Below are 26,424 nucleotides of genomic sequence, written 5' to 3'. Positions count from 1 at the left end.
AAGTTAGACACGGTTATTTCATTAGGCAGCTTGATAAAAGTGAGTCCGGTATTGTACTGGGCTCATTTTTAATTTTGCCTTAATCCGTTTCGTATTATAATAATCTATATATTTTTCTAATTCTATTTTAAAGTGCTCTACATTTTCAAATTCTTTTATGTAGAGGAACTCCGACTTCATAATCCCAAAGAAATTTTCTATTACTGCGTTGTCGTAACAGTTGCCTTTTCGAGACATACTCTGAACGATAGCTCTTGATTCAAGTGTAAGGACGTACTGTCTCATTTGATAATGCCATCCTTGATCCGAATGCATCAGTAGCTGGTGGGTTTCAGGTAAACGTTCCAATGCTTTCTCTAACATGTCTGAAACAAGCGAATACGTCGGTCTAGAACCAATTGTATAGGTAATAATTTCACCATTATACAAATCTAATACAGGTGATACATACAGTTTTTCTCCAAACAATTTAAACTCTGTGATGTCTGTTACCCACTTTTGATTCGGTGCATCTGTATAAAAATTACGCTCTAAAATATTAGGTGCAATTCTACCGACTTTTCCTTTATAGGATTTATATTTCTTCATACGCACAACACACTTTAACCCAAGCTCTTTCATAATGCGCTGAACCTTCTTGTGGTTCACTTTCTGGCCACGATTCGTTAATTCATCACGAATGCGACGGTAACCATAACGACCTTCATTTTCCTCATAAATCGCTTTAATCTCAGCTTTCAAATCGGCATCTAGATCTGGACGATTCATTTTCTTTACTAAATCATAATACGTGCTTCGAGGAATAGTAGCTAGCTCCACGAGTGCCTTGACCGAATATTTATGCCTTAATTCGTAGACTACTTGCGCTTTGTCTTGTTTTGTGATTTTTCCTTGTTTTGAACTAAGGCATTTAACTTTTTTAAGTACTCATTTTCCATCTCAAGCTGTTTAATGCGTGCTTCAAGTGCTTCGACTGACCCTTCAGCTAAAGGTTGTTTTAATTGTTTATTTGAATCTTTTTTCATGGATGGACGCCCCTTTTTCTTAGATTGAAGGGCATCAATTCCTTGTGTTTCGAGCTGTTTTTTCCAAACAGAAATCGTTGAAGGGGCAGGAATATTAAAGATAGCTGCCGTCTCAAATAAGGACATACCGTTTTCAATCATAAAGTTTAGTACGTCTAGTTTAAATTGTTGTGTGTAATTTGTACATCGTTTTAGAAAAGCTTCCAGACCATTCTGTTTATATTGGTTTACCCAATTCAAAATGATTGTGTCACTTATACCGAGCGATTTACCTATTTCTCGATAACTTTCATTTCCGTTCAAATAACGTAGAACGATTTGTATTTTTTCATCAGCTGTAAATTTAGCCATAGAAAAACTGCACCCCCAATTGTTAGACTGTGTCTAACAATTGGGGTGCAGTTCATTACTTGTGCTCTTTTTCATATGCTCCAAACAGCATGTCTCGAAATAGTGTATTTAAAATTTCAATATCGATCCCTGATCCCTTTTCAATTCCTTTTACATATTGCCCATAGTAATGAATTTGTTCTTCTAAAAATTGATTTAGCACCTTAATTTTCAATCCAACATCTAATTCAGTACCCGCTTTTTTCTTTATTAACAACTTTTCAATCTCATCTAATACACTACGTTCTAATGGTAATTCTGTAATCAATCGATCAAATTCTACAGGTGGTAAAGTTGCTTTCTCTTCTAGCCACTTACAAGCTAAAATAGGACGTAATACATAAAAGTACTTTTTCAGCTTTACATTCTCACCTTGCAAAAATTCACGATAATTTTTCGACGCCATATGTAAATAATGATATATCGTTGCTTTTGGATCAAAATTCTTCTCACTCATCTGTTGAAGTAGTTCTGGAAAATTAGAGTTTTCCGAATAAAAAATTGGTGATCGAATCCACTCAAGTAAAGCTGGGTTCGACTTCGCGAATAGTTGCAACGCCTTTTTAATATCCCAACCACTTATATCTAAATCATCACTAATTGGATATTCAATTACATCACGTTTGTCATGAATTGATAAATACCATTCTACCGGATGTATATAAACAAACCTAACATCATAATCGCTATCTTTCGATGGAAATCCCCAAGCACGACTCCCTGATTCCACCGCAAATAAAATTTTTACATCATTCTCTTTTTCAATTCTTTCTAACTCCAACTCGATTTTCTCTCTCATTTCATAACATCTCCATTTTTTGATTATTTCCTTGGAAATTCGACAATACACTATTAATTTTACTACATACTAAAAAAACTGTCAGAAATTACTGACAGCCTAATAAAACTTCTATTGTTGCTTTTCGATTACAGTAGCAGCAATTCGTTCAAACTCTTTTTGAATCTCCTCTTTATATGCATCTACTATTGAAAAATCCATAGCAGCAATATAAATTCGTTCTAATTTATCACGAACCGATTTTGCTTTCGCTAAGAAAGACATTGCCTCATTCATTTTTGCTTTATACTGAATGGAAACATCACGAATTTCCTTCGCATATTTCTCATCCGTCCCTGGCGTAACAATAAGGGCATACATATCAACAATTTCATCACCTTCGCGACTTGGAAAATATTCATGCGGTGCGGTGCTATCAAAAATTGCAAAGCCTAATTCTCTTACGATAACCATATCAAGACTATTCGGGTCAAATCCGCAATGATATACTTCAACTTCAAATCCTTTTTCTTCAGCTGCCTTAGCTAACTTTTTGAGCATCGTTGATTTTCCAGAGCCTGGGCGGCCTTTTATAAAATAACGATGTGGTAACCCTTCTGTTAAATTAGGAACAAAGTCAACTGCTCCTTTCGGTGTTGCAGCTCCTAAAAAACGATGTTTGACAAGCGATTGTCTCCCGCTTTTATCTGCAAATAATTTCTGGATTAGCTGATCGGTTAGTTCATTTGCTTTATTAAAATCTATATTATCAATATATATCTTCTCCCACTCATCATGTATAACCAATGCCTCTTTAAAACGTGCGTAAGCAGACTGAAAAGCTTTGCTTGCTTCTGAAACAAATCTTTCAATTTCTAACTTCTGCTTTCTTAGTTTATCTGAGTCCCAAGCAATTCCTAAATTTATATACTCTTCAACAACTCCTGGCATTTTTGGCTCAATAACATGCGGTGATGTCCCATCAACAATTCCTACTTTTAATTGTGGGATAATTACACCATCAACCGATTTATTGTCAGAAGAACAATGTAAAAATTCAATATCATATCCTTTTCCAACCCATTCACGACCTATTGCCTTTATTAAAGAAGATTTTCCCGTTCCTGGACCACCCTTTAAGATAAATAATCTGTCTAATCCTTTTAAATTCTCTTCGTATAAATTGTGAAATCCCCTAGCTGTATTACCACCAGCATAATAATTCAATACATTTCCTGTCACTGCACTCACTCCTTCGCAGCATTGTATTTACATAAGCTACAATATGCGAGCGGCTTTATTTGGGTGAATACCTATTTTGTATTGCACACAAAAAGGAAATGAATTACAATTTAACTATCAGAAAATTAAGATTTTGAAACTGAATACTTCTTTATCAAGAGAGGCAGAGGGACTGGCCCTTTGAAGCCCAGCAACCTCAGTTTATACGAACTGAATAGGTGCTAATTCCTGCAAAATGCATTGCATTTTGGAAGATAAAACTCAACTAGCATGTAAGGCTCATCTTTCTTGATACTGAAGGATGAGCTTTTTATTATTTGAAAAACATATATTGGAGGTATGTAAAATGAAAGTAATTGATTTATCACAAACATTTGAAAATAATATGTCTCAATTTCCTGGAACACCTAAAATACAACTAGAAGCTGTTACACGTGTTGAAGAATCAGGCTATCAAGTTACAGATTTTCATTCTGTCGTTCATGTTGGCACGCATTGTGATGCTCCTGCGCATTTTATTTCAGGCGCAACGACCATCGATCAATTACCGCTGGATCAATTTGTAGGTGAAGCTGTTCTTATTGATGTAACTCATGTACAAGAACGAAAACTACCTAAAGAAGTACTGCACGATGCTGATATAAAAGAAGGAGATATTGTTATTTTCCATTCCAATCTATCTACTAAATGGAACACGGGGGCGTATGAGAAAGAAGCTTTTTATCTTTCTGAAGAATTAGCCGAGGAACTAGTACAATTAAAAGTAAAATCTGTCGGTTTAGATTTTATTTCTCCTGATGAGGTAACGACAGAAACATCACCAATTCATCACATACTACTTGGGAATAATATTTATTTAATCGAAAACTTAACAAACTTAGATGCCATTCACACGAAACGTTTCTTCTTCTCAGCAGCACCTTTAAAAATTAAAGATAGCGACGGTGCTTTCGCAAGAGCATTCGCTGTTATTTTTTAAATGAGGCTACAAAAAAAGCAAAGGTCATTACTGACCTTTGCTTCTATATTTTCTATTTAAATTAAGAAAGAATTGTTCCACACGAGGACGCACCCAAGCTAAACAGTCTATCTCTTTCTTCTTTGTGCAAGCTATCTCTTCACCATCTACCATTTCAACAAGTTCCAGCTCTAACAGTTGCCTCGTGAACGCTAACATATTTACTTCTTCAGCTGGATACTCTTCTTTTAATTTCTCCTCAATTTCTCCCAATAAAAAACCGTCACGCATCATTGCTAGTGCATCAATCCAAAGTGGCGGCATTTCATATTTTTCTCCTGTAATTGTATCTTTTACAATATAATTCTTTTGCTCTTTTCTAAATTGAATTGTATGTAAACATACAGTCGAATTTAATGTTAATTCCATCATACCACCTCTTTCATAATATCTGCATAGAAAAAAGGATGCGCGTGCACCCCTTCTTATCTTTTCATAACACTACTGAACCGTTACATGAGCAATCAATCTCATGTCGATATTTTCCTCCATTATAAACGAAGTATTTTATAAAAAAAACCCTTCTTGAAACATTTTATAAAATGTTTATATTTACACAACAAGAACACTTTTCTGAAAAATCTTTTCTCTCAATACATTAAACGCTCGGAAGAAAAATTTCTACTTTCGTTCCTACTCCTACACTACTTTGGATTGTGATACTTCCTTGATGTTCCTTAATAATTTTATATGTAATCATTAATCCAAGTCCTGTACCATTCTCCTTTGTTGTGTAAAACGCCTTGCCGATTTTTTCTAACTTCTCATTTTCTATACCAAATCCTTGGTCTTCAACAGAAATACACAAATGTCCTTGCGTTTTTTGATATGCACGGATATAAATTTCTCCACCCTCTGGCATTGATTCTATTCCATTTTTAATGATATTTAATAACACTTGTTTTAATTGCTTATCATCACCGTTTATAGCCGGTAAATTCCCATCTACTTGTAAATGACATTTAACTCTATATTGCGTTGCATAACTTTCCATTAGATGCACAACATATAGAAGGATGTCTCGTATATTACACCTTTCATAATTTGTTGGCTTTGGTTTTCCTAACAACATCAATTCACTAACAAATCCATTAACCCTTTCAATTTCTTGTAGCATAATGTCGTAGCTCATCGTATCAGTTGGATTTCTTTCTTTTTGCATTTGCGTAAACCCTTTTAACGCTGTTAGCGGATTTCGAATTTCATGGGCAATTGTTGTAGACATAGTCCCAATCACAGCTAAATTTTCCGTCTCTTTCATATTGTTCATCATTTCAACCACTGTTCTTACATAAGATTGAAATCGTTTTAATAAAGAATGTGAAATAATGAAATAAAATACACATAAAACAAGTGGAATTATCACTTTTAAATCTTGTAATAGCAATGTGAAAAATACGTACTTTCCAATTACACTAAAGGACACTAAATAAAAGTATTTCCTATTCACGAAAACTGGGGCAAATAAAATTAATAACATTTCTACCATACTACCATGTTCAAAAGGTCTATCCGTTCGCAAATAAATCATTAAATTATTAACAAGATTGATAAACATGTACCCAAATAAAAATAAATATTTTACAGAATATACATACCCTCTTTTTTGAAGATATATAGAAATAGGAAATAATGCTATTACAAATATAGGCACACCTATCCCAAGACTACCTTCTGGCCACCCTACCGCTGTTCCACTAATATTCATAGCAGGATATACAAAATAATATATAGCGTCATATAAAAAGAATATAATATAGAATAATAATATAAATACCTTTAAGGCTCTTCTTTCTTCATAAATCAAGCTCTTGTATTTGTTCATATAAAAACTCCCCTTGATCGATACAAAAAACTTTCATTGTTATCTCCTTAAAGTATAAGTATGAAATTGCTTTCAGGGCAATATTTAACCTTATAATACTAAAAGGAAGGAGATTTCTCCTTCCTTTTGGTAACAACTTACATCCATCTTACCCTATCATGTAACAATCCATCAGTAAATTTATTATGCCCCATTACAAAATCCTTCATATATAAATTTAAATACTCACCGTACTTACTTTCTGTATTTAATAACAACTCCTCGACGTAATAAGCACCTTGTTCAAATTGATCTAAAAGTAAACTGCACAAGCCCGCATAAATCCCGCACCCTACCTGGAAATACGTTGCATTTGTTTTATACTTACGAAAAACTTGGCTACTATTCATCACATTATACATATATGTCTCACTATTTTCATAAACGAGTAACACACCGACCAGGTCCTCTCCAGCAATCTCTTCTTCCGCTGGATTAAACACTTTACGATTCCAGTTCCATAAATCTTCTACTTGATCTAAGTTCTGTCTAATTATATTTGTTGTATACTCATTAATTCGGTAAAGAAAACCAACTTCCATATTGAAGTTTTTCCCTAAAATTAATACTTCCTCATGTGGCATTAAACAACCATAGAATTCTTTTTCTCCTAACTTCACTTTATACTCTGAAGCGTATACATCTTCATAAAAGTAAAGAGGACGATGATGACTCATATACATCGGATAACTCCAGATCGCTTCATCTAAAAATCGCTCTACTGCCCATGAAGCATAAAGTGTATGTGGCTTTATAAGTGCTGTATCATTCAAAAACGACGTATCATGTTCTACAATATAACATGCTCTTGGCCTTTCATTTGGTCGTTCCTTCATAAGTTCAACAACCATCCATTGAACAACACCTGGATTCATCCCTGAACCTATAATCGCTTTTGTATTTGTAAATTTCTCTTTCTCCTTCTCAAACCTTGTATATCTTTCCGTAAGCTGAAAGCCGATTAAACTATCGTCCTGATCTACCGCCTCATTTTCCAAGGCTGAATTAATATAACAAATTCCAAGTTCATTACAGCAGCTTAATACTCGAATTGTATCTGCCCCTGAAACATCAATAACAACACTCGTCCTTTTTTCTTTTAAATGTTGTTTAAATTTCACTACATCTTGAAGGTCTATTTCGTATAAAAACAATTGATCTTTCAAATTTGGAAACAACTCATCATAATAAGTCCTATCTTTTTGTTTTATATCAACCAAATGAAATTTGACATTCTTTATCGATTCATAAATTGGATCTTTTTCATTTACTATCGCTTGATTTAAAATTGCTAAAACTGCTTTTGCTGCTCCACCAGCACTACCAAGCAATGTAATTGATAACGAATTAGGAAACTGCTCCACAAACAAAACCCCTTTAATAAATTAGTTGAGCAGCTCCTCCTCAAAAAATAAATTGAATACATAAAAAGATAGCTCGTACACATTTCTTTATAAATAAGTGCAAAATTTTTTTAAAAAATCACACCATAGTATATTTATATTCAATTCATTTTCCCCTCATATTCAAATCGAGCTAAACAAATAGGCTCGACCTTTTCTTCTGCATATAAAAGAAAAAGCCAGCCCTTTCAACTAGCTTACGGACAATGGACAGATTTTACATGTTGAATATTCACATACATTTTTGCATCACGTGCTTTTGATATTTCAATATGACCTTCATCAATTTTCGCCATTTTTCCAATTTTATTGGACTCCTCACCTAAATCGAACACCATAATTTTCCCTGTCATTTTAATAAGCTGTTCTTCAAACGTTCTAGCTAACGTAATATTTAACGGATTTACGGGGAGTTCATTTTTATTGAGGGCATACGGTACTTGGTTTTCTTTATACGGAATTAACCATTTTAAATGCTTTAAAGATATATATACCGTTTTATAAACCGGACTATAAAAAACAATATAATCGTTCATCACACTTGTAACATAACCATGTATTGGAGCATTTCCTGCTACATAAACTTCTGTAAAAATCCCTTTAGAAGTACTTAATACTTTTCTCAAAGAAATTGAAGGGGATTCCCTCTTAATTACAGAATCAACATCTGGTTTTAATATTTCTTCGTCATATGGTCTTAAAAATTTATAGTATTGTACATGATATAAAGATATATATACGTAATCTTGTCCATTGTAAAGAACAACGATATCATTTCCTACATCAATTAATACACCTTTAAATCTTTTTTCACCGATTAATTTAACATATATATTTTCTCCAATACTTTTGTTTAACTCATTCATCTATATCCTCCTTCCTATGAATTTCTTCTTACCTGTCTTCCATTTCTAAAAAAATAATCAGGGCAAAGTTCTGTTTTAATAGTAAGTAATTCCTTTTCATACTATCGAAATAAGAAATTGTTCTTCTCTTTCCCTCATAATGCCCCTCTTATTTATTAAACATTATTCATCTTCATTCTTTTTACATTTAACTACTTGACTCACACTCTTAATATGAGACTTAATTACATAAATAACTTCATCGCCGTTTACTAGTGTAATACAGCCATGGTGTACCTCACTTAATAAACCTTCCACACACTCTGGACCGCCACGATTAATTTTTATCCACTTATACTTCAAGTCTTTTAATATATCTAAAAAAGTATCCTCATCAGAGCAGAAACATGAACTATAGCAATCGCCACATTTACTTTCTTTCACTTTCTTCACTAGACTCTTCACATGTTTCAACTGATAATATACTAATTCACCATGAGGTAGTTGTAATGTAAGATAGTCTTTTCCTAACGATACCAGTGTCCCTACTCGACTTTCTGGTCCGCGAAGATTTACTTTTACATTCTCACCAACTAAACATTTAATTTGGTCACAGCATAATACGTTCTCCAATTTTGTATCCCCCTTTCTTATTATCTTCCTCTACTTGATTGTCTTTGTGCGCGAGCGCGACCTGAATTATCGCTACTTTCCTTACTATCGTCGCTCTCATCGCTCTCTCCGCATGCTAATGCATTATAGTTAACACTTTTAATATGCTTTATTGCAATTAATATAACTTCTTCTTTTACAATTAATGTAACGAAGTCACAAGAAACATCTTGTAAAATTCCTTCCACTTTCTCTGGACCACCGCGATTAATTTTCACCCAGCAATATTTGAAGCTTAGAAGTAGTGCTTCAAAGTCGTCTGCACATTCGCAATCTTCCCAATCGCAATCACTTGATCCACAGTCTTTTGCATTTTTCGTAATACTTTTCAGATGGCTAAGTTGATAGTAATAAAGCTCACCTTTTTCATTCTTCAATACGAAGTAGTCCGGACATACTGATATTATTGTCCCTTTTTGAGATTCTGGACCACCCCTGTTTACTCTCACAAAAGATCCAATTAAGTCTTTCAGAAAATCACAATGAAATAAACTCACGAGAAAACCCCTTCCATTAATTTATAAGCTTTTGCACTGATAGTATATGTATCTGTACAGGTTACGTTCTCTATGTTTGTCCTAGCTAGAAAAAAATATGCTTTTAACATGGTAGACTACTACCTATCAAAATTTGAGGAAAGGCTAAGAACTCCTTATGTTTTTGATATCTTCAAACAAAAAATCCCTTATGAATATACATTTCTGCATATCTTCATAAGGGATTTTCCATAGTTTAATCTTCGTCTTTAACATCCATATCTTCTGGAATTGGTTCGTTCAATATTTCTTCCACTAATTGCTTATATTTCTCCATTTGTTCTAAATGTGTATTAAATTGTTCTTTATTTACTAAATATTGCTCTCCATCGAATAGCGCACGAATTTTCTTTTGCTGAATTAACTCTTCAATATACGATTTTGGTAAATTCAAATACTCCGCAGTCTCTTCTACTGTTATATACAATGCGTTCATTCCTTTATTATTTTTTCATCTATACTGTATCTTACTTTACTTTATTTTTGTAAACAAATAAAAAAGATTTTGTAAATGCAGTTCAAAAAGCAGGTAGATGCATTCCATATATTGTATAGTATTATATAGTAAGAATTTTTTAAATATAGAATGGTATTACCCATTTACACAAAGGAGAGTTAACATATGGCTACTCGTCACATCATTACAATGTTAGAAAAAACACTACAAGTTGAAACAGAAAACACAATTTCTCATTTGAATGTATCTTTATCTGATCGTTTTCTTTCTCAAAGCACAGCAATACATGAAAACAATTGTTATCATACAATTGGTGAATGGTACAAAAATCATTTCTTATTCCAACAAGATGATTTCCTTTGGGCTAAATATGCTTTCTATGACGCATATTGTGAAGCCATCAAAAAACAAGGCCATCTTACAAAACGCGTCCGTCAAATATTAGAATCATTGGCTCGAAAACATGGAAAACAATATATTGCTTCTATACTAAATATGCCATTTCCTAATGAACGCGCTAAAGGGACAGCGTAATTTAGCCATGTTCTGCGCAAGCAAAACATAGCTAAATTGTTTTCTAAGATGCTTTACCAATAAAAATGTTCATATCATATGAACTGATGAAACCGGTGTCATTATAATGATTGAAAATATAGTAAACAGGAAAACCCCCACGTACATCTCTCATCCATTTGAATAGAGAAGTATGTGGGGGTATACTTGTTCCTTATTATTTTATCATCTGCTTAATCAGTTCGCGATTTCTCTTCTTAAATACTTCATTATGAGAAGAAACCATTCCGTACTCACTTGCATCTGGTTGGATAAATTGCTTTGCTTTATTCACAGCATTTCCAGCATCTTGGAATGCACCTGCAATTAAGTGTAGTTTCCCTTCATGCTTTAAAATATCTCCAGCAGCATATAATCCATCTACTGAAGACTCACTATTTGCATTACCTGCAATATAATAATTATCTATAATTGCAACGTCTAACTCACTATTTTCTAATAATGTAATGTCGCGTTCATATCCATGATTAATAATAACTTCATCAATAGGTAAGTGAGAAACCTCACCTGTTTCATGATTTGTTAATTCTACATATTCGATCGCTTCATGATTATCACCAGCAATTAATTTTGTAATCGATGTATTAAAGAAACACTCCGCTGAGCTGTTCATAAGTTGTTTTACTTGTGCTTCATGACCAGATAATTCTTCTTTTCTATAGGTTACATACACTTTTTTCGCAATTGGTTCCAATTCATTTGCCCAATCAACAGCAGAATTGCCTCCACCGGAAATAATAACTGTTTTACCTTTGAAACGCTTTAAAGATTTAACTGTATAATTTAAATTCGATACTTCAAATCGCTCAGCACCTTCAATAGATAACTTTTGCGGTTTCAATATACCACTTCCTGTTGCGACGATAACTGTTTTTGAAAAGTGTTCTTCGCCATTACTTGTTTTTAATGTAAAAGTACCATCTTGATTACGAATAATCGATTCTACTTTTGTATCTAATACAACTTCCGGCTTAAATGTTAACCCTTGCTGTACAAGTTGTTCAATTAACTTATCACCTGTAACTGGCAATAGTCCTCCTACATCCCAAATCATCTTTTCCGGATACACATGTATTTTTCCACCTAAATGTGGTTGAAATTCTATTATTTTTGTTTTCATTTCTCTGAGTCCACTATAAAAAGCTGAATAAAGCCCTGCAGGTCCTCCGCCTATCACGGTTACATCAAACAATTCTTCTCGATTCATTCGTGCTCACTCCTCAGCTATTAATCATTGATTATCATTCTCAATAAAATATAACCTGTTTCCGCAAAATTTACAATCAAAATTACTATTGACAATACACCTATATAAAATTATATTATTTAAAGAATCAATAGTGATAATCATTATCATTTTGTTAATAATTAGCAAATTTGAGATTACATCTTCTTTCATTAATATGGTTAATACTATATTATAAAATCTCATATTCAAGATTTTTAATAAATCATTTTGCTTTACCACTACTCTTTCAAAAAGATTACAGTTAAACAAATTATTGTATACACATATCATCTATGTTAAAGGAGAAAGACGATGAAAAAGTTATTTATTTCACTAACAGTTCTTTTCGTTCTTGTTATGAGTGCTTGTAGCAATGGCTCTACAGACAAAAAGAACGATGCAAAAGGTAGTAAATCAGAAACAATTACATACCAATCTGAAAATGGTAAAGTAGAAGTTCCTGCAAATCCAAAACGCGTTGTTGTACTATCATCATTCGCTGGTAACGTAATGTCATTAGGTGTAAATCTTGTTGGGGTAGATTCATGGTCTAAACAAAACCCACGTTTTGATAGTAAACTTAAAGATGTTGCTGAAGTATCAGATGAAAATGTTGAAAAAATCGCTGAACTAGATCCAGATTTAATCATTGGTTTATCAAATGTTAAAAATGTCGATAAGTTAAAGAAAATTGCTCCTACTGTAACATACACTTACGGAAAAGTTGATTACTTAACACAGCATTTAGAAATTGGTAAGTTATTAAACAAAGAAAAAGAAGCAAAAACTTGGGTTGATGACTTCAAGAAACGTGCACAAGAAGCTGGTAAAGAAATTAAAGCAAAAATCGGTGAAGATGCAACAGTTTCTGTTGTAGAAAACTTCAACAAACAGCTTTATGTATACGGCGAAAACTGGGGCCGCGGAACAGAAATTCTGTACCAAGAAATGAAATTAAAAATGCCTGAAAAAGTAAAAGAAAAAGCATTAAAAGAAGGTTACTACGCATTATCTACTGAGGTATTACCTGAATTTGCTGGTGATTACTTAATCGTAAGTAAAAACAAAGATACTGATAACTCATTCCAAGAGACAGAATCATATAAAAACATCCCAGCAGTAAAAAATAATCGCGTATATGAAGCAAACATGATGGAATTCTATTTCAATGATCCACTTACATTAGATTTCCAACTAGACTTCTTCAAGAAGAACTTTCTTGGTAAATAATACAAACATGAGGAATTCTTAATTTAAGAATTCCTCTTCCTTTATTCTATGAACAGAAAAGATGTGAAACGAATGACAAAAGATCATGATAATCCACGTTCTATAGCTTTTACATACAAACTAATTTTAAGCTTAATTGCATTCTTTCTTATTTTTATGGTTGCAATGGTATTAGGTGCTGCAGATACTTCGATAAAAGATGTATGGTTAGCACTCACTTCCTCCGCTAAAGGAGACAAAATATCTATTATTCGAGAAATACGTTTACCACGTGAAGTTGCTGCTATTTTTGTAGGAGCTGGATTAGCCGTTTCTGGAGCAATTATGCAAGGATTAACACGAAATCCACTTGCGGACCCTGGATTATTAGGGCTATCTGGTGGAGCAAATGCTGCGCTTGCACTAACACTTGCTTTCAATCCTTCCATTAGCTATCTTTACTTAACGTTAGCTTGCTTTATCGGTGCTGCAATTGGCGCAATTATGGTATTTGGAATTGGTATGGTGAAAAAAGGCGGTCTTTCTCCTCTTCGAATTGTATTAGCGGGCGCCGCAGTTTCAGCATTTCTACTCGCAATTTCAGAAGGAATTGGCATTTACTTTAAAATTTCACAAGATGTATCACTTTGGACTGCTGGGGGCGTAATTGGAACAACTTGGAGCCAATTAAAAATTATTATTCCAGTCATTTCAATTAGTATCTTTATCGCTATCTTACTAGCAAAAAAATTGACAGTTCTTAGTTTCAGTGAGGAAGTGGCTATTGGACTAGGTCAAAAAATTATTGTTATTAAAACTATTTTATTTATCATTATTATCTTACTTGCAGGTGCATCTGTAGCGCTTGTTGGAAATATGGCATTTATCGGTTTAATGGTACCTCACATGGTACGCCCAATTGTCGGTCCAGATTACCGATTTATTATACCGATGTCAGCAATTGCTGGAGCTTCCTTTATGCTACTTGCAGATACAATCGGACGTACTATTAACGCTCCGTACGAAACACCAGTTGCGGCAATTGTCGCGATTGTAGGATTACCATTCTTCCTATTCATTGTACGTAAAGGAGGAAAAACATTCTCATGATGCAATCTATTTTAAGAAAACGGCGTCTCATTATACTCGCTTTACTTATAGTAATCATCACAACCATTGTAGTTGGAATGGGACTTGGTTCAGCATCTTTATCTTATGATCGACTACTCCCAACATTAATGGGGCAAGGGACTTTTAAAGAGGAGTTCGTTTTATACTCTTTAAGACTACCTAGAATTGTCATTACATTATTAGCTGGTATGGCTCTCGCTTTATCAGGGGCTATTCTGCAAGGAATTACCCGAAATGATTTAGCTGAACCTGGTATTCTTGGTATTAACTCTGGGGCTGGTGTTGCTGTTGCTATTTTCTTTTTATACTTTCCAATAGACGTAGGTTCATTTCTTTACTTACTACCTGTCGTTGGATTTATTGGGGCATTTCTGACAGCTGTTCTAATTTACGTATTTTCATATAGTAAATCAACTGGACTTCAACCAATACGATTAACATTAACTGGTATCGGTTTTGCATTTGCACTATCTGGAGCGATGATTGTCCTTATTTCATCCGCTGATCGTATGAAAGTGGACTTTATCTCAAAATGGATTGCCGGAAACATTTGGGGAGATGATTGGACATTTGTTTTAGCAATGCTTCCATGGCTAATTGTATTAATCCCATTTGTCTTCTATAAAGCAAATCGATTAAACATTCTAGCATTAAACGAACCGGTCGCAATCGGTGTTGGAATTGAAATTGAAAAAGAACGAAGATACTTATTAATCGCAGCCGTTGCACTTGCAGCCGCAGCTGTTTCCGTAACAGGAGGAATTAGCTTTATCGGATTAATGGCTCCTCATATCGCGAAATCTTTAGTAGGTCCAAGACATCAAATATTCATGCCTATCGCCGTTTTAATTGGCGGATGGTTATTACTACTAGCAGACACAATCGGGCGAAATATCGTTGATCCTAATGGCATTCCAGCAGGTATTGTCGTTGCTTTAATTGGGGCTCCTTACTTTATGTATTTGTTGCTTAAGAAAGCGTAAAAACATCCTCAATTTTGAGGATGTTTTTTCCTTTCGTTTCCTTCTCCTAACCCTTTATTCACCATTCATATTTCCTACCTCAATACAATTCCTGAACAAAATATTTTTGATTGTAAAATCTATTAATGTTATATTATCACATATAACTTTTACGTTTTAAGGAGTATCGTATAATGAAAGCTATTTCTATTATTCTTATCTTAATTGGAATTTTTGGTATCTTAATGGGCGGAATGATGTTCGGAGATATCGGTATTGCTGCAATTATTGGTTCATTAGCAGCACTATTCTCAGGAATCGGTTTTTGGAAATTAGATTCGCAACTCAAAAATATATCTAAATAATTAAAATCCTAAAATGGCCATGGAAGAATATATATTCTTTCACGGCCATTTTAATACACATTGAATAACATTTCCGTTAGATTTCTACTGCTGCCCATACCCTTCAAACTTCTTCGCCAAATTCTCCATCTCATCTTCTGGCAAAAGCTTCGGTTCTCCGACGCTTTTCGTTTGATAATAAATTTGAGCACAAAACTCAATCTCTTCTGCAATAGTAAACGCCATTTTTATATTATTTGCCCCAGCAATTAAACCGTGATTCGCAAGTAACACTGCACGGCGGTCAATCATGCCTTCAAAAGCAGCATCTGCTAATTGCTTCGTACCAAATGTCTCATACGGCGCACAGCGTACATTCGGGCCTGCAAAAGCAATTAAATACGATACTGCAGGAAGTTCCCATCCTAATGATGCAATCGTCTTTGCATAAGGAGAATGTGTGTGTACAAGTGCATTTATATCTTCACGCTTTCTATAATAAATAAGGTGCATATCTAGTTCACTTGATGGCTTTCTTTCTCCTTCTACTACTTCACCATCTAAGTTTAATATAACTACATCTTCAGGCTTTGTTTCATAATAATCTAAACCACTTGGACTAATCGCAACAAGACCTTGTTCACGATTAAAGATACTAATATTACCGCCCGTCCCCTTTGTTAAACCACTAGAAATCATTTTCTTTCCATACGCTACAATTTCTTCTCTTTCTTTTTGTAATAACATATACATCCCCCTAAGTATGAAGCTTATGATGACTGACTTTTATATTTATCTACTTATTGAAATAGCTTTTTTAAATTCTCCGTAAACGGTGCCTTTACAATCCCTTTTTCTGTAATAATCGCTGTTACATTTTCATGTGGAGTAACATCAAATGCTGGATTATATACTTTACTTTCTTTCGGAGCTGAATATTGTCCAAAGCGATTAATCACTTCAGAAGCATCTCTTTCTTCAATCGGAATTTCTTTTCCTGTCGATGTCTTTAAATCAATTGTCGGTGTTGGCGCTGCTACATAAAACGGAATGTTGTAGTATTTAGCTAAAATAGATACGCCTAATGTGCCAATTTTATTTGCTACATCACCATTTGCTGCCACACGGTCGCATCCAACGATTACTGCATCAATCTTCCCTTGTGACATGACCATAGCTGCCATATTATCCGTAATAACAGTAACGTCAATACCCGCTCGCTGCAGTTCTAATGCTGTTAACGTTGAACCTTGTAATCTAGGACGCGTTTCATCCGAATAAATTTTTAAATTCCATCCTTTTTCTTTCGCTAAATACATTGGAGCCGTCGCAGTACCATACTTAGTCGTCGCTAAAGCACCTGCATTACAATGCGTTAATACTCCCATTTCATCATGGAATAATGTTAATGCATGGTCTCCAATTTGATGATTAATTTCTTCATCTTCTCTATGAATTTCTTTTGCCTCTTCTAGTAATCTATTTTTCAGCTGTGAGATTGATAAGTGAGCATTATCTATCGCTACACTTTCCATTCTTTCAAGCGCCCAAAATAAATTTACTGCAGTCGGTCTTGATGTCGCCAAGTATGTACATACCTTTCTTACTTCATCCATAAATCCTTCTTCCGTACTTTCAGCAAATTCCTTTATCCCTAAATACACTCCATAAGCAGCTGAAACACCAATCGCGGGTGCACCTCGCACTTTCATTACTTGTATTGCATTCCACACACTTTCAGCTGTTTTAAAAGATTCATAGACAATTTCATTTGGTAATAACGTTTGATCTAACAAAACTAAAGCATCATCTTTCCACTGAATTGGTATTAATTGCTCTTCCATCATATTCTCCCCTTACTTCGCGTAGTGCATTGACTGTTCTTTTAACGTTTCTACAAAACTTGTGCCCGTTCTATATTGATTCGCTCGTAAAATAAAACTCTTCGCTACTTGAAGACAAATTCGCTCCGCTCTAGCACGTGCTTCCTCATTCCCAATACAAGTAATATCTTTTACTTTCGCTAATCCAACAATACGGCGAATTAATTCCAGACCTGTCACTGCAGCTGTATCCTCTAATACAGATTGCAAATAGACTTCGCTAAAGCCTTCTTCCTTCGCCATAATCTCGGTCACATGAATATCCCAAGCACCTAAAAACTTCTGCTTAAATAAATCAATTACCTCTACCATCGTAGTTTGTAACCAATCCATATACGTATCTTTCTCAGCTCCAGGTGACATCGTTGCATCTGCATTCACCCAAGCAAACATTAAATTCGCCATTACATTCCCAACGTCATATCCCATAGGTCCATAAAAAGCAAACTCAGGATCAATAACCTTTGTAGAATCATCTCTTACAAAAACAGAACCAGTATGTAAATCACCATGAAGTAATGCCTGTGCATTCGTCATAAAAGAAAATTTACGTTTCGCTACTTCCATACGAAGCTCTTTATCACTATAAATATGTTCCCTAATCCATCCCTCATTTAACGGAAATAACTCATTACGCTTATTATGATTGGTAAATGGTTCTGAATATACGAGGTCCTCTGTAATCTCACATAATTCAGGATTTATATAATTCTTCACAAATTCCTTCTTCTCTTTATGATTCATTACAACATCCGATGTTAACAAAAGTGTATTTACCATAAAAGTAGTTAAATCATCCGCAAGCCTCGGAAATATTTGATGATTTATAAGTGCTGTACGTAATATTGTGTGATTCGATAAATCTTCCATTACGCAACAATTCATCACACTATCAAATAAATACATCTTAGGAACAAGTCCAGGTGCTAACTCATCCTCTAACTGCAAAAGATCTGATTCTATACGAATACGATTCGTCGACAACTTAAACTCATCTGAAATGCGAGCTGTATCCCCAGCTTGCTTTACGATGACAGACATGTTCTCTTTTTCATCCCAAACGCGGAACACATAATTTAAATTGCCATCACCTATTTCTTTACACTGTAACCCCTTTGCATTTTCAAACTTAGATAATTTCTCTTTCACATATGCAATCACATCTTTAGCTTCCATTAAAAAATACTTCGTGAACTTAGACATGGTTTCCCCTCCACACTAATTGTAAGCGTTTTCTAAAAGCTATAAAAAATAATAGGTTGAATTTTTTCATCCTATAAATATATATTCTTCTTTTTGAAAGGTATATCTAGGTTTTATTATATCTTGTTAGCACTTTGAGTCAATGTTTCTAACTATCATCGTAATATACTTCCTAATTATATATTTGGGATGACAAAAATTGTTCAAAAATTTTCCGATTCATTTTATTTTATTTATCACAAAATTCTTTGTAAAATAGAAGTAAGCAGTTCCTTTTCAAAACTACAACTTCTAAGAAATATTTCCTTCCCAAGAAATTAAACTTACACACTATCTCTAACATACACACTAAACTTTCAACTACTCATCTAAAATTTATAGACTTAAAATTACCTTTCCATTCCCTGTTAGTCTTAATTGAGAATAAATATTAATTAAATTGGTATAAAGTTGGTTTATTCTCTTGACAAAATAACCACTTCTATATGATAATTAATATCGAATTAGAATTATTATAGTTAATTAAAAAATATATTTTATGAGCACACTATTTTTTGATGCTCAAAACCAACATTTAGGAGGAATTTTAACATGTTATTAATCGGCACAGAAGTAAAACCGTTTAAAGCTAATGCTTACCATAATGGAGAATTTATCCAAGTTACTGACGAAAGTTTAAAAGGAAAATGGAGTGTAGTTTGTTTCTACCCAGCTGACTTCACATTCGTTTGCCCAACTGAACTTGAAGACTTACAAAACCAATACGCAACTCTAAAAGACTTAGGCGTTGAAGTATACTCTGTATCTACAGACACTCACTTCACTCACAAAGCATGGCATGATAGCTCAGAAACTATCGGCAAAATCGAGTACATCATGATTGGTGATCCAACTCGCACAATCACTACAAACTTCAACGTTTTAATGGAAGAAGAAGGTCTTGCTGCTCGTGGTACATTCATCATCGATCCAGACGGCGTTATCCAATCTATGGAAATCAATGCTGACGGTATCGGCCGTGACGCAAGCATTCTTGTTAACAAAATTAAAGCTGCTCAATACGTACGTAACAACCCAGGTGAAGTTTGCCCAGCTAAATGGCAAGAGGGTTCTGCAACACTTAAACCAAGCCTTGACCTTGTAGGCAAAATCTAAGGAGTTCGATCAAAATGATACTAGATGCAGATATAAAAACACAACTATCCCAATACCTTCAGTTAATGGAGAACGATATTTTACTTAAAGTAAGCGCAGGAGACGATAACGTATCTAAAGATATGTTAGCTCTAGTAGACGAATTAGCTACTATGTCATCTAAGATTACAGTAGAAAAAGTTGAATTAGAGAGAACACCAAGCTTTAGCGTAAACCGCCCTGGTGAAGACACTGGTGTCGTATTCGCTGGTATTCCATTAGGACACGAATTTACATCATTAGTGCTAGCTTTACTACAAGTAAGTGGACGCGCTCCAAAAATTGAACAAAAATTAATCGATCAAATTAAAAACATTCAAGGCGAATATCATTTTGAATCTTATATCAGCCTAAGTTGTCATAACTGTCCTGATGTTGTACAAGCTCTTAACGTAATGAGCGTTCTTAACCCTGGTATTACACATACTATGATTGATGGCGCTGCATTCAAAGAGGAAGTAGAAAGCAAAGACATTATGGCAGTACCAACTGTTTACCTAAACGGCGAATCTTTCGGAAGCGGTCGTATGACACTTGAAGAAATTTTAGCTAAAATGGGTAACGGTCCAGATGCATCAGAGCTTTCTGATAAAGATCCATACGATGTTCTTGTTGTTGGTGGCGGCCCTGCTGGTGCAAGTGCAGCAATTTACGCAGCACGTAAAGGCATCCGCACTGGTATCGTTGCTGAGCGCTTCGGTGGTCAAGTAATGGATACTATGGGCATTGAGAACTTCATCAGCGTGAAAAAGACTGAAGGTCCTAAGCTAGTAGCAAGCCTTGAAGAGCACGTAAAAGAATACGACATCGATGTAATGAATCTACAACGTGCGAAACGTTTAGAGAAAAAAGAACTTATTGAAGTGGAACTTGAAAACGGCGCTATTCTGAAAAGTAAGAGCGTAATCGTTTCTACAGGTGCTCGCTGGCGTAATGTTGGCGTACCAGGTGAAGCTGAGTTCAAAAATAAAGGTGTAGCATACTGCCCACACTGTGACGGTCCATTATTCACTGGAAAAGACGTAGCAGTTATCGGCGGAGGTAACTCTGGTATTGAAGCGGCTATCGACTTAGCAGGTATCGTTAAGCACGTAACTGTTCTTGAATTCATGCCAGAATTAAAAGCTGATGCTGTATTACAAGAGCGTCTTAACAGCTTACCAAACGTAACTGTTCTGAAAAACGTTCAAACGAAAGAAATCACTGGTACTGATAAAGTAAACGGTATTTCTTACATTGATCGTGAAACTGAAGAAGTTCATCACGTTGAATTACAAGGTGTATTCGTACAAATCGGTCTTGTGCCAAACACAGACTGGTTAGGCGAAACAGTTGAACGCGCTCGCGGTGAAATCGTAACAGACAAGCACGGCGCTACAAACGTACCAGGAGTGTTTGCTGCAGGTGACTGTACAAATAATCCGTACAAACAAATCATCATCTCTATGGGTTCAGGTGCAAACGCAGCTTTAGGTGCATTTGATTACTTAATCCGTAACTAATAAAAAAACAGGTGCCTTGGCACCTGTTTTTTTATTACCCTAATGTATAAACTAAAAACCTCTCATTCCCATTCCTCTCATAAGCACCTGACAATCTAACTTCTTTCTTCAGCTCAAACGCAGTCTGATTTTCTAAGAAGAAAATATAGTCCTCAGAGGGATAATATAAAATAATATCCACTTCTCTCTCCAATTCTTCTACCGAAAGCAAAATGTTATTTACTACATTCATAAACACTTGTACAGAAAATGGATTAAAGAAATAAAAACGGTTATCGCGTGGATCAATCTCATATTCCTGCGCTAAACAACATTGGAATTGAATTTTCCCCTTACTGTTTCGTGCCTTTCGTGCATAACGATCTCGATTATCCATTGCTTCTTTATAAAACTCTTCATTCATTTCAATTCCAACTGCTGAAGCACCACATTTATGATGCATATAAAAGTTTAATCGCCCTTTTCCGCACCCAAAGTCTACAATTCGGTCGCTACTTCGTATCTCATATTGATTCAATAACTCATCTAACCCGCTATACGGCGTCGGTTCATAGCGGTGATAATGCATAGACTTGTTAAACCCTTTTTGCTCACCGACTGTTTTTATATGTAAAACTGCATCGTAATATTGTTCGTTCATTCGTTTTCTCCTATTAAAAAATGGTACTTATTATTATACACCATGTACTGGAGGCTCATTTTTCATCAAATTAATAGGTATGTGAAATTATATTAACGATTTTCTTAATATATCTATCGTAACTTCAAATATATCAACGATTTTCTCAATATATCTATCATAACTCAAAATATATCGATTTGCCGACAATTCACGACAAAAAAACAGGAGCTCTCTAGCCCCTGTCTTCTAACACTTTCAATACAGTTTGTTTCAATATTTCTACCCCATCCATAATACAACTATGATCGAACCTCATATACGGATGGTGTAATCCAGGTTGTAGATCTGCTCCTAGTCCAAGCATGACAGCTTTTAAATGTGGTCTTTTCACTGTATAGTAATGGAAATCATCACTTCCCGTCGTATAGAGAGGTCCCGTACATCTCTCTTCCCCATACGCTTCGAGAATACCTTTACGCATAAAGCGCTCTGCTTCTTCAGAAACCTCCGCTCCCGGTGCAAGATCCATCCATTCGTATGAAGTTTTTGATCCCATCGATGCAGCTGATTCTATTACATGCTCAATCTTTTTCTTTAATTCTTCTAATAGTATATTACTCTCTGCTCTTACATCTAAACTGAAATGACCATTTCCCGGAATAATATTTAAATTATCACCACCAGCTTGGCATCTCGTCATTTTTACTGAATAAGAACTTTGCGGTGGCAGCCAAATATTTTTCAAACCGATATTAATCATGGAAATGACATCAATTGCATTCACACCTTGGTGTGGTCTTGCCCCGTGTGCATCCTCCCCATGAATCATACCCTCTAAAAATCCTGCTGCTCCATGGCGAATAGATGAGGCTGCTTGTTTCAAAGTTAGTTCTTCAATCGGTCTTAGATGGACACCAAATAAGAAATCAGCATCATCTACAGCACCTTTCTCCACCATCTTCAAAGCACCATTCCCCTTCTCTTCTGCCGGCTGAAAAATAAATCTAACCGTACCACTTTTCCATCTCATATTTTTCAATTGTAAAATAAGTCCCATTACAATAGTCATATGAGCATCATGACCACATGAATGGTTCGCTTTAAATTCTCCATCTACTTCTTGCCAAAGTGCATCCATATCAGCACGAATCGCAATAACTGGATTCCCGCCTCCAATCTCAGCAATTACACCTGGACAATCATCAAATGTTCTATATGAAATTCCTTCTTCTTTTAAAAAGTCAGTAATATACGCTGTCGTTTCATATTCTTTCCAACTTACTTCAGGGTTTTCGTGTAAATGCTGAAAAATCTCCGTTAAGCGCTCTTGTAGTTCTAATGTTTTCAACGTTCCAGTCTCCTTCCCACATTACAAACGATTCGGGTTAATTATACTTATGAAAAACAGATGTTTTTATGAACATATTGAATTTTAAGAAAAAAGTCAATTGTTTATTTTTAAATACTTAAAAAGCTTACTCCTCACCTATATTACAAACTAAACAAACAACTAGAACATTCCTTATTTTCTGTTTTTTATATTGACGCTTACATAAACTTTTAGTTATCATAACCTAATAAACGTCTATTTTACGACAATTCTAAAAATACAAACAAACATACGTAACAAGGAGGAACTTTATGAAAAAAGAAATACCTTTTGGAATAGCGCTTATCCCTATTATCATTACCGTTGCAGTTATGATGGTTACAATTGTTGTATTAAAACAAACCCCTCACGTTCCACTTATTATCGGTACAACCGTTGCTTCTATTGTCGCTTGGCGTTACGGTTACAAATGGAATGATCTTGAAGAAGCAATGTATAAAGGGATTCGTCTTGCATTACCCGCTATCGTCATTATTATTCTTGTCGGCTTAACAATTGGTGCTTGGATTGGCGGTGGAATCGTCGCAACGATGATTTATTACGGTTTAAAACTTTTAACTCCATCACTATTTTTAGTTTCCATTACCGTCATTTGTTCTATCGTTGCATTAGCAATTGGTAGCTCTTGGTCTACAATGGGCACAATTGGTGTTGCTGGAATGGGAATTGGCCTAAGTATGGGAATTCCAGCTCCAATGGTTGCTGGTGCCATTATTTCAGGATCTTATTTTGGCGATAAAATGTCACCGCTTTCAGATACAACTAACTTAGCCGCAGGATTAACAAATACAGATTTATTCGCACACATTCGTCATATGTTATTTACTACAGTTCCAGGTTTAATTATTACTCTTATCGTCTACGCAGTCTTAGGAAGAGGCTTCGGCGCTAACAATATTGATGCGAAGAGCATCGATCAAACGTTACAAGTATTGCAACAAAATTTTGTTATCTCGCCTTTCCTACTCATTATACCCGTAGTCGTTATGGTATTGGTCGCTAAAAAAGTCCCTGCTATACCAGCGATTCTCGTCGGTATTATTTTAGGATTCTTATCACAAGTCTTTATTCAAGGTGGTTCTGTCTCAGCATCTGTCGGTGCACTCCAAGCTGGATTTGTTATAGACACTGGAAACAAGCTAGTAGACGAACTATTTAACCGCGGTGGCTTAGATTCGATGATGAATACAGTCTCTATGACAATTGTCGCTATGACTTTCGGAGGAGTATTAGAACATACAGGTATTCTTCGCTCAATTGTAAATCAAATTTTAAAGTTAGCGAAATCAGCAAAAGGGCTTATCGCTTCTACTATCGCATCTTGTTTTGCAACAAACCTTACTTGCTCTGAACAATATATTTCAATTGTTGTCCCTTCAAGAATGTACGCAAATGCATACACGGAAAAAGGACTACATTCAAAAAACTTATCCAGAGCATTAGAAGATGGTGGAACATTAACTTCTGTCTTCGTTCCTTGGAATACGTGCGGTGTATTTATTCTCGCAACACTTGGCGTAGGTGCATTTGAATATGCTCCTTATGCTATTTTGAATTTCATCGTACCTATTATCTCAATCATTTATGGTATAACAGGCTTCACAATTGTAAAACTATCAGACATTGAAAAAGCAGAACTACTAAAGAAACAAAAAGCTCAACTAGAAGCTTAAAAATAGCGGTAAATTCAGTTCATATAGTGCGCGAGGTCGCCCTTGTTGATAGGGCATTTCCTCGCCGCAAATATGAGCATACCCGTAATCAACTAATTTCTTTAACAACCTTTCTGTCGATCTTCGAGTCACTTGTAAGTACTCAGAAAGGTCAGCTGCTGTAAACTTCAATGACGGGTGCGATTGACTAAATTGAATGATTTTTGACAAGTTGGCCGGACTAAGCTTTGTTTCCTTCGCTATTTTCATTAGTTCCGGATTATCATTTTTCAAACTTTGTACTCTCTGTTCTTTCGGGAACGGACCAAACAAATCTTTATCACTTGTTAGTATATAAAAACAACGATCTATTGGATTGTTCTTTGCAAAACTTTGAGCAATTTTTGCATTTTGCTCCGCTTCTTTCACGGTTTTCCCATAACCAAATCCAATAGCTATCGTTCCTTCTACGCTCGCAAACAAGTTATCTATCGCATTTGTTTTAATAATTGATTCGATATCACCACGAGTTGTATACAAAATGCATGTCAGTTCATCCACTTGTTTAAATGAACCACGTAGTTCTTTTGAAATGACATCTAGTTTTTCAAGCAAACTCGCTCGTAATTCTAAGGAAGAAATTATACAAGCACCAACAGTAGCTGAATAGCTTTTTGCTAACTCAGCTTTTATTTTTGCATCTTTTAGCCCATGTATAATGGATTGTGTTGGATCAATCATACGCTCTGAAGGAACACCTCTTTTTTGAAGCTCGTCGTAAACAGCGTGAATACTAGTTAAAGCTAAATGAGCTTCTCCAGATTGATATTTAGCTACATGAAAATCAACAACTCTATTTATCTCATCTTTACTCCACAGCATATTTTCATAATCCAACACTTGCGGACTTTCTTTTATACCGATATCATGAAACACATTTGTAATAAACGAGCGGTCTACTAAATCGATGGAAATGTTATGTGGTTGAATACTTTGATGATACATGATAGAAAGAATTGAAGATGCGACAGTTGTCTCGTCTTGCTGTAAGTATGTACTTGGAATTCGTAATTGTTCTCTTATTTCTTTTGCCATATAATAAGGTAAAGCACCTGAGAAAAAGATGACATCACAAGGCTTTAAACACTTTAATAGTTCAGAAGATTCCGCTGGATGAAGGTAAATATATGGATCAATTTCTATTCCCTCTAATTTTTGAGCAATAGGAAAAAGGTTGTCCATAAATTCCTTTGAACCGACAACTGCAATTTTTATCATCATTTTCTCTAACTCCTTATCAT

The 26,424-nt window shown here is 35.0% G+C and carries 26 protein-coding genes and 1 riboswitch; of the genes, 9 read left to right on the top strand and 17 right to left on the bottom strand.

The window, feature by feature from the left end; all coding sequences use genetic code 11:
- Positions 1-21 precede the first annotated feature (21 nt).
- The 3 genes from MHH27_RS02350 to MHH27_RS02340 all read right to left on the bottom strand — a co-directional run bounded on the left by MHH27_RS02350 (position 22) and on the right by MHH27_RS02340 (position 3,435).
- A protein-coding gene (locus tag MHH27_RS02350) for an IS3 family transposase (RefSeq protein ID WP_097822715.1) occupies positions 22-1,376 on the bottom strand; the annotation gives its coding sequence in 2 pieces (ribosomal slippage) (positions 22-923 and positions 923-1,376; 1,356 coding nt in all).
- A 55-nt stretch (positions 1,377-1,431) separates the two neighbouring features.
- Positions 1,432-2,214 (bottom strand): nucleotidyltransferase domain-containing protein, encoded by a 783-nt coding sequence (locus MHH27_RS02345; protein WP_340941536.1) that lies wholly within the window; start codon positions 2,212-2,214, stop codon positions 1,432-1,434.
- Between the two features lie 111 nt (positions 2,215-2,325).
- Positions 2,326-3,435, bottom strand: a complete 1,110-nt coding sequence (locus tag MHH27_RS02340; RefSeq protein ID WP_340941534.1) for a PRK06851 family protein — start codon at positions 3,433-3,435, stop codon at positions 2,326-2,328.
- 148 nt (positions 3,436-3,583) lie between these two features.
- Positions 3,584-3,696, top strand: a riboswitch (SAM riboswitch).
- 85 nt (positions 3,697-3,781) lie between these two features.
- On the opposite strand from MHH27_RS02340, the gene MHH27_RS02335 reads away from it, so the two are divergent.
- Positions 3,782-4,414, top strand: a complete 633-nt coding sequence (locus MHH27_RS02335; protein ID WP_340941532.1) for a cyclase family protein — start codon at positions 3,782-3,784, stop codon at positions 4,412-4,414.
- Between the two features lie 27 nt (positions 4,415-4,441).
- Here the strand turns inward: MHH27_RS02335 and MHH27_RS02330 are convergent, their stop codons facing one another.
- From MHH27_RS02330 to MHH27_RS02300, 7 genes are all read right to left on the bottom strand, one after another.
- Positions 4,442-4,822 carry a hypothetical protein gene (locus tag MHH27_RS02330; RefSeq protein ID WP_016083694.1) on the bottom strand — a complete coding sequence of 127 codons (381 nt, stop codon included), beginning with the start codon at positions 4,820-4,822 and terminating at the stop codon, positions 4,442-4,444.
- 229 nt (positions 4,823-5,051) lie between these two features.
- Positions 5,052-6,278 carry an ATP-binding protein gene (locus tag MHH27_RS02325; RefSeq protein ID WP_090978200.1) on the bottom strand — a complete coding sequence of 409 codons (1,227 nt, stop codon included), beginning with the start codon at positions 6,276-6,278 and terminating at the stop codon, positions 5,052-5,054.
- Positions 6,279-6,415: 137 nt separating this feature from the next.
- Positions 6,416-7,681 carry an S-adenosylmethionine decarboxylase related protein gene (locus tag MHH27_RS02320; protein ID WP_098236027.1) on the bottom strand — a complete coding sequence of 422 codons (1,266 nt, stop codon included), beginning with the start codon at positions 7,679-7,681 and terminating at the stop codon, positions 6,416-6,418.
- 236 nt (positions 7,682-7,917) lie between these two features.
- Complete coding sequence (locus tag MHH27_RS02315; protein ID WP_053565369.1) at positions 7,918-8,586, bottom strand: hypothetical protein; 669 nt, start codon at positions 8,584-8,586, stop codon at positions 7,918-7,920.
- A 162-nt stretch (positions 8,587-8,748) separates the two neighbouring features.
- Positions 8,749-9,198, bottom strand: a complete 450-nt coding sequence (locus MHH27_RS02310; RefSeq protein ID WP_065229680.1) for a spore coat protein — start codon at positions 9,196-9,198, stop codon at positions 8,749-8,751.
- A gap of 20 nt (positions 9,199-9,218) precedes the next feature.
- Positions 9,219-9,734: a hypothetical protein gene (locus tag MHH27_RS02305; protein WP_053565371.1), complete on the bottom strand. Its 516-nt coding sequence runs from the start codon at positions 9,732-9,734 to the stop codon at positions 9,219-9,221.
- Positions 9,735-9,969: 235 nt separating this feature from the next.
- Positions 9,970-10,209 (bottom strand): helix-turn-helix domain-containing protein, encoded by a 240-nt coding sequence (locus tag MHH27_RS02300; protein ID WP_001998970.1) that lies wholly within the window; start codon positions 10,207-10,209, stop codon positions 9,970-9,972.
- Between the two features lie 186 nt (positions 10,210-10,395).
- On the opposite strand from MHH27_RS02300, the gene MHH27_RS02295 reads away from it, so the two are divergent.
- Complete coding sequence (locus tag MHH27_RS02295) at positions 10,396-10,764, top strand: hypothetical protein (RefSeq protein ID WP_000235474.1); 369 nt, start codon at positions 10,396-10,398, stop codon at positions 10,762-10,764.
- A gap of 196 nt (positions 10,765-10,960) precedes the next feature.
- Here MHH27_RS02295 and MHH27_RS02290 read toward each other — a convergent pair whose 3' ends face one another.
- Positions 10,961-12,010: an NAD(P)/FAD-dependent oxidoreductase gene (locus MHH27_RS02290; protein ID WP_088023190.1), complete on the bottom strand. Its 1,050-nt coding sequence runs from the start codon at positions 12,008-12,010 to the stop codon at positions 10,961-10,963.
- 333 nt (positions 12,011-12,343) lie between these two features.
- Here MHH27_RS02290 and MHH27_RS02285 point away from each other — a divergent pair, with 333 nt between their 5' ends.
- From MHH27_RS02285 to MHH27_RS02270, 4 genes are all read left to right on the top strand, one after another.
- Positions 12,344-13,261, top strand: coding sequence for an iron-hydroxamate ABC transporter substrate-binding protein (locus MHH27_RS02285; protein WP_098251208.1), 918 nt, complete (start codon positions 12,344-12,346; stop codon positions 13,259-13,261).
- 48 nt (positions 13,262-13,309) lie between these two features.
- The gene (locus tag MHH27_RS02280) at positions 13,310-14,350 is read left to right on the top strand and encodes a FecCD family ABC transporter permease (protein ID WP_340941528.1); all 1,041 of its coding nucleotides are present in this window, start codon (positions 13,310-13,312) and stop codon (positions 14,348-14,350) included.
- Entirely contained in the window at positions 14,347-15,354 is a 1,008-nt protein-coding gene (locus MHH27_RS02275; RefSeq protein WP_340941526.1) for a FecCD family ABC transporter permease, read from the top strand. Before MHH27_RS02280 ends, MHH27_RS02275 begins: the two co-directional genes overlap by 4 nt.
- Before the next feature lie 173 nt (positions 15,355-15,527).
- Positions 15,528-15,698: a hypothetical protein gene (locus MHH27_RS02270; protein WP_000644466.1), complete on the top strand. Its 171-nt coding sequence runs from the start codon at positions 15,528-15,530 to the stop codon at positions 15,696-15,698.
- 84 nt (positions 15,699-15,782) lie between these two features.
- On the opposite strand, the gene MHH27_RS02265 is transcribed toward MHH27_RS02270, so the two are convergent.
- Genes MHH27_RS02265 through mtnK form a run of 3 tightly spaced genes read right to left on the bottom strand, consistent with a single transcriptional unit; the run spans position 15,783 to position 18,763 of the window.
- Positions 15,783-16,424 (bottom strand): L-fuculose-phosphate aldolase, encoded by a 642-nt coding sequence (locus MHH27_RS02265; protein ID WP_000926548.1) that lies wholly within the window; start codon positions 16,422-16,424, stop codon positions 15,783-15,785.
- A gap of 53 nt (positions 16,425-16,477) precedes the next feature.
- The gene (mtnA, locus tag MHH27_RS02260; protein WP_340941524.1) at positions 16,478-17,524 is read right to left on the bottom strand and encodes an S-methyl-5-thioribose-1-phosphate isomerase; all 1,047 of its coding nucleotides are present in this window, start codon (positions 17,522-17,524) and stop codon (positions 16,478-16,480) included.
- A gap of 9 nt (positions 17,525-17,533) precedes the next feature.
- Complete coding sequence (gene mtnK / locus MHH27_RS02255) at positions 17,534-18,763, bottom strand: S-methyl-5-thioribose kinase (RefSeq protein ID WP_098251206.1); 1,230 nt, start codon at positions 18,761-18,763, stop codon at positions 17,534-17,536.
- 591 nt (positions 18,764-19,354) lie between these two features.
- Between mtnK and ahpC the strand changes: the two genes are divergently transcribed.
- Both ahpC and ahpF read left to right on the top strand, forming a co-directional pair.
- Entirely contained in the window at positions 19,355-19,918 is a 564-nt protein-coding gene (gene ahpC, locus MHH27_RS02250; protein WP_000924420.1) for an alkyl hydroperoxide reductase subunit C, read from the top strand.
- A gap of 14 nt (positions 19,919-19,932) precedes the next feature.
- Entirely contained in the window at positions 19,933-21,459 is a 1,527-nt protein-coding gene (gene ahpF, locus MHH27_RS02245; protein ID WP_071731333.1) for an alkyl hydroperoxide reductase subunit F, read from the top strand.
- Between the two features lie 34 nt (positions 21,460-21,493).
- Here the strand turns inward: ahpF and MHH27_RS02240 are convergent, their stop codons facing one another.
- Positions 21,494-22,099, bottom strand: a complete 606-nt coding sequence (locus MHH27_RS02240) for an SAM-dependent methyltransferase (protein WP_016513314.1) — start codon at positions 22,097-22,099, stop codon at positions 21,494-21,496.
- A gap of 214 nt (positions 22,100-22,313) precedes the next feature.
- Positions 22,314-23,429, bottom strand: a complete 1,116-nt coding sequence (locus MHH27_RS02235) for a M20 peptidase aminoacylase family protein (RefSeq protein WP_090978186.1) — start codon at positions 23,427-23,429, stop codon at positions 22,314-22,316.
- A 293-nt stretch (positions 23,430-23,722) separates the two neighbouring features.
- Between MHH27_RS02235 and nhaC the strand changes: the two genes are divergently transcribed.
- Entirely contained in the window at positions 23,723-25,144 is a 1,422-nt protein-coding gene (gene nhaC, locus MHH27_RS02230; protein ID WP_098251205.1) for a Na+/H+ antiporter NhaC, read from the top strand.
- Here nhaC and MHH27_RS02225 read toward each other — a convergent pair.
- Positions 25,133-26,404, bottom strand: coding sequence for a transcriptional regulator (locus tag MHH27_RS02225; protein ID WP_090978184.1), 1,272 nt, complete (start codon positions 26,402-26,404; stop codon positions 25,133-25,135). The two genes, nhaC and MHH27_RS02225, sit on opposite strands and share 12 nt — an antisense overlap.
- Positions 26,405-26,424 lie beyond the last annotated feature (20 nt).

The sequence above is a fragment of the Bacillus sp. FSL L8-0152 genome, from assembly GCF_038006365.1.
In the GTDB taxonomy this organism is placed as follows: domain Bacteria; phylum Bacillota; class Bacilli; order Bacillales; family Bacillaceae_G; genus Bacillus_A; species Bacillus_A cereus.
This window is presented reverse-complemented; position numbering and strand designations above follow the sequence as displayed.

Excerpts from the sequence above, each read along its gene's own strand:
- MHH27_RS02345 (WP_340941536.1), bottom strand. The coding sequence starts at position 2,214 with ATGAGAGAGAAAATCGAGTTGGAGTTAGAAAGAATTGAAAAAGAGAAT.
- MHH27_RS02335 (WP_340941532.1), top strand. The coding sequence starts at position 3,782 with ATGAAAGTAATTGATTTATCACAAACATTTGAAAATAATATGTCTCAA.
- MHH27_RS02330 (WP_016083694.1), bottom strand. The coding sequence starts at position 4,822 with ATGGAATTAACATTAAATTCGACTGTATGTTTACATACAATTCAATTT.
- MHH27_RS02325 (WP_090978200.1), bottom strand. The coding sequence starts at position 6,278 with ATGAACAAATACAAGAGCTTGATTTATGAAGAAAGAAGAGCCTTAAAG.
- MHH27_RS02315 (WP_053565369.1), bottom strand. The coding sequence starts at position 8,586 with ATGAATGAGTTAAACAAAAGTATTGGAGAAAATATATATGTTAAATTA.
- MHH27_RS02300 (WP_001998970.1), bottom strand. The coding sequence starts at position 10,209 with ATGAACGCATTGTATATAACAGTAGAAGAGACTGCGGAGTATTTGAAT.
- MHH27_RS02295 (WP_000235474.1), top strand. The coding sequence starts at position 10,396 with ATGGCTACTCGTCACATCATTACAATGTTAGAAAAAACACTACAAGTT.
- MHH27_RS02290 (WP_088023190.1), bottom strand. The coding sequence starts at position 12,010 with ATGAATCGAGAAGAATTGTTTGATGTAACCGTGATAGGCGGAGGACCT.
- MHH27_RS02285 (WP_098251208.1), top strand. The coding sequence starts at position 12,344 with ATGAAAAAGTTATTTATTTCACTAACAGTTCTTTTCGTTCTTGTTATG.
- MHH27_RS02280 (WP_340941528.1), top strand. The coding sequence starts at position 13,310 with ATGAACAGAAAAGATGTGAAACGAATGACAAAAGATCATGATAATCCA.
- MHH27_RS02275 (WP_340941526.1), top strand. The coding sequence starts at position 14,347 with ATGATGCAATCTATTTTAAGAAAACGGCGTCTCATTATACTCGCTTTA.
- MHH27_RS02270 (WP_000644466.1), top strand. The coding sequence starts at position 15,528 with ATGAAAGCTATTTCTATTATTCTTATCTTAATTGGAATTTTTGGTATC.
- MHH27_RS02265 (WP_000926548.1), bottom strand. The coding sequence starts at position 16,424 with ATGTTATTACAAAAAGAAAGAGAAGAAATTGTAGCGTATGGAAAGAAA.
- mtnA (WP_340941524.1), bottom strand. The coding sequence starts at position 17,524 with ATGATGGAAGAGCAATTAATACCAATTCAGTGGAAAGATGATGCTTTA.
- mtnK (WP_098251206.1), bottom strand. The coding sequence starts at position 18,763 with ATGTCTAAGTTCACGAAGTATTTTTTAATGGAAGCTAAAGATGTGATT.
- ahpC (WP_000924420.1), top strand. The coding sequence starts at position 19,355 with ATGTTATTAATCGGCACAGAAGTAAAACCGTTTAAAGCTAATGCTTAC.
- ahpF (WP_071731333.1), top strand. The coding sequence starts at position 19,933 with ATGATACTAGATGCAGATATAAAAACACAACTATCCCAATACCTTCAG.
- MHH27_RS02240 (WP_016513314.1), bottom strand. The coding sequence starts at position 22,099 with ATGAACGAACAATATTACGATGCAGTTTTACATATAAAAACAGTCGGT.
- nhaC (WP_098251205.1), top strand. The coding sequence starts at position 23,723 with ATGAAAAAAGAAATACCTTTTGGAATAGCGCTTATCCCTATTATCATT.
- MHH27_RS02225 (WP_090978184.1), bottom strand. The coding sequence starts at position 26,404 with ATGATGATAAAAATTGCAGTTGTCGGTTCAAAGGAATTTATGGACAAC.